The organism is Parvibaculum sp., from assembly GCF_049672805.1.
Classification (GTDB): Bacteria; Pseudomonadota; Alphaproteobacteria; order Parvibaculales; family Parvibaculaceae; genus Parvibaculum.
Genome location: NZ_JBATWS010000212.1, coordinates 1 through 2,513, shown reverse-complemented (window position 1 = coordinate 2,513; position 2,513 = coordinate 1). Strand labels below are relative to the sequence as shown.

The window sequence follows — 2,513 nt, the reverse complement described above, 5'->3', positions numbered from 1 at the left end:
CAACTGCGAAGGGGCGGATGAAGGGGCAACAATTGCGCTTCTGCTTTCCTGGATGGCGGAAGATCGGAAGGCTGGGCCACTCAAACTTCTTCAGGGGCTTATCTGGCGTGAAGGCTATGAAAAGGGCGTGCTGAAGGGCGAGGTCTATGCGGATGCCGCCGCGCATTTGCGGGAATGGCATCGGCGCAGCTTGCGTCTCTTTGTTTATTCGTCAGGTTCGGAAGAAGCGCAGCGCCTGATCTTCGGCCATTCGGACAAGGGGGATCTCGCCAGCCTGTTTGAAGGCTTTTTCGATACACGGATTGGCGCGAAGGTCGAGACCGCTTCCTATGCGGCGATTGCGCAGGCGGCAGGACTCGCGCCCGAGGTGATGCTTTTTCTGTCAGATCATGCGGGTGAAATCAGTGCCGCCCGCGAAGCCGGTATGGGTGTCGTGCGCATCGACCGGGCGCTTTCGCCTGATGCGTGGAGCGTGGAAGAGGGCGTGCCGGTTGCGGGTTCATTCGGCCCGGTCGAGACGCGGCTGCTTTCTGCGGCGTAACGCGCATTCATTCTGCATATGAAAAAGGCCCCGCCTGTCGGCGGGGCCCTTCCTTTTTCCTGATCCTGTCAGATCAGCATTTGCCTTCCTTCTGGCAGCCCGTATAGGCGCCTGCCGCCGCACCGACTGCACCACCGATCAACGCGCCAGCGGCGATGCTCGAACCAGCAATGGCCGTTGCTGCGACGCCAACGCCCGCGCCAATGGCACCGCCGGACAAGGCACCGGATTCGGTCTTGCTGAGATTGGTGCAGCCCGCTGTCATCAGAAAGGCCGCCGCCACAAAGGCTGTCGCCGTCTTTTTCACGATGATCTCCCTCTTCAATGAATCGCTTGATACGCCGAGTCTCGCGGGCGTTCTGGGCCGAAGCGTGGCGAAAATGGGATTTTTACGCCGTGGCGCTCCTTAAGAGTTAACCCGCCTCTATTCGGGGCGAAAAAGAAAGGCCCCATGATGAGGGGCCTTTCATGCCTGAGGCGCTTGCCTGTCAGCACTTGCCTTCTTCGCGGCAACCCTTGTAGCCGCCACCGGCCGCGCCGATCGCACCACCGATTATGGCACCCGTGGTGGCGGAGCCACCGGTGATGGCACCTGCTGCCGCGCCGACGCCTGCGCCGATAGCACCGCCTGAAAGCGCGCCGGACTCTGTCCGGTTCAATTCTGTGCAGCCTGCGGTGAAGAGAAAGGCGGCTGCCGCCACTCCGAGCATTGTCATTCTGGTCATCGCCTTACGTCCTTCTGTTACATGCGGGCGTGATGGGTAGGAAACGCAGAAAGGCTTCCGGGCGTTCCTTTTGAAAAATGACCATCTTCGAGCAAGTGCAAGGCCATTCCGCGACGGGCGCGAGAAGCGGGCTTGTGTGAAGCGCAAGACATGCAGATGATCGCGGGCAGATGAGCACGGATATCAAACCCGAAGGACCGGGCGGCGACCGCCTGGTGGAAGAAGAACCGCCGCGCGCCGGGCCGGCCATCATCCTCCGCAAGGCGGCGCTTTATCTTGCGCGGGCGGTGCTGTTTCTCTTTTTTGCGCCGGCATTCGCCATTCTCGTTTATGCAGTCGTGCCACCGCCTGCTACGCCGCTCATGCTGATCCGCTTTGCGGAAGGGCACGGGCTTTCAAAAGACTGGATGCCGCTTTCGCGCATCTCGCCGCATTTGCAGCGCGCGGTCATCGCGGCGGAGGACGGCAAGTTCTGCGCGCATCACGGCTTTGACTGGGAAGCGGTTGATACGGCGCTTGAGAGATTGCGCCGGGGCGGGTCGCTGCATGGCGCGAGCACGATTTCGATGCAGACGTCGAAGAACCTGTTTCTCTGGCCGGACCGCACCCTCATTCGCAAGGGGGCCGAGGCTTACATCACGGTCTGGCTTGAAGCGTTGTTGAGCAAGAAGCGGATATTGGAGCTCTATCTCAACGTGATCGAGTTCGGACCGGGGCTTTATGGCGCGGAAGCAGCGGCACGGCATTATTACGGTGTGAGCGCGCGTGATCTCTCGCAGCGACAGGCGGCAGAGCTTGCCTCCGTGCTGCCAAGCCCGCTGCGCTGGCGGCCCGGTTCAACGGGCCGCGCATCCACCATTGCGGCGCGCATGAACCATGTCATTCTGGGTGAGAACGGCCCCTGCAAGTGAGGGCGCTTCTGTCATTGCGTAGGAGACGGAGCGGCGGGCACGGCTTTTATCGCCCTGGATTGCTTCGCTTCGCTCGCAATGACAAATGGTATCAGCCGTGCTGTTGCTTCGCGGCCAGTGCGGCGAGGACGCAGAGGCTGCCTTCCGTTTCCGAGAGGTACCAGTCTGCGATGGAGATGGTGCGGGCAGCGAGATAATCCGCACGCACGGCGGAGCTGAGCGCGGCGCGCGTGTCTTCAATGCCCATGCCGGGTATCCATCCTTGAGCGCGCAGCAGTTTTTCAAGCCGCTTCTCATGCACCGCGGCGCTTTCCGGTGCGCCGCCTTCCTCTATCC

The 2,513-nt window shown here is 61.6% G+C and carries 5 protein-coding genes; 2 read left to right on the top strand and 3 right to left on the bottom strand.

The features are described from left to right. On the top strand, window positions 1-541 hold a 541-nt coding region (gene mtnC, locus WBF74_RS06750), incomplete at its 5' end, for an acireductone synthase (protein WP_424437106.1). A gap of 73 nt (window positions 542-614) precedes the next feature. Here the strand turns inward: mtnC and WBF74_RS06745 are convergent. Next, complete coding sequence (locus WBF74_RS06745) at window positions 615-848, bottom strand: hypothetical protein (RefSeq protein WP_424437103.1); 234 nt, start codon at window positions 846-848, stop codon at window positions 615-617. Window positions 849-1,029: 181 nt separating this feature from the next. Then, a complete protein-coding gene (locus tag WBF74_RS06740) occupies window positions 1,030-1,266 on the bottom strand; it encodes a hypothetical protein (protein WP_424437100.1) in 237 nt (78 codons plus the stop codon). Window positions 1,267-1,436: 170 nt separating this feature from the next. Between WBF74_RS06740 and mtgA the strand changes: the two genes are divergently transcribed. Further along, complete coding sequence (mtgA, locus tag WBF74_RS06735; protein ID WP_424437097.1) at window positions 1,437-2,177, top strand: monofunctional biosynthetic peptidoglycan transglycosylase; 741 nt, start codon at window positions 1,437-1,439, stop codon at window positions 2,175-2,177. A 91-nt stretch (window positions 2,178-2,268) separates the two neighbouring features. On the opposite strand, the gene WBF74_RS06730 is transcribed toward mtgA, so the two are convergent. Further along, the coding region (locus WBF74_RS06730) for a hypothetical protein (protein ID WP_424437094.1) at window positions 2,269-2,513 on the bottom strand (245 nt) is incomplete at its 5' end.

Bases quoted from the DNA above. Each gene is read 5' to 3' on its own strand.
- WBF74_RS06740 (WP_424437100.1), bottom strand. From the start codon at position 1,266: ATGACCAGAATGACAATGCTCGGAGTGGCGGCAGCCGCCTTTCTCTTC.
- mtgA (WP_424437097.1), top strand. From the start codon at position 1,437: ATGAGCACGGATATCAAACCCGAAGGACCGGGCGGCGACCGCCTGGTG.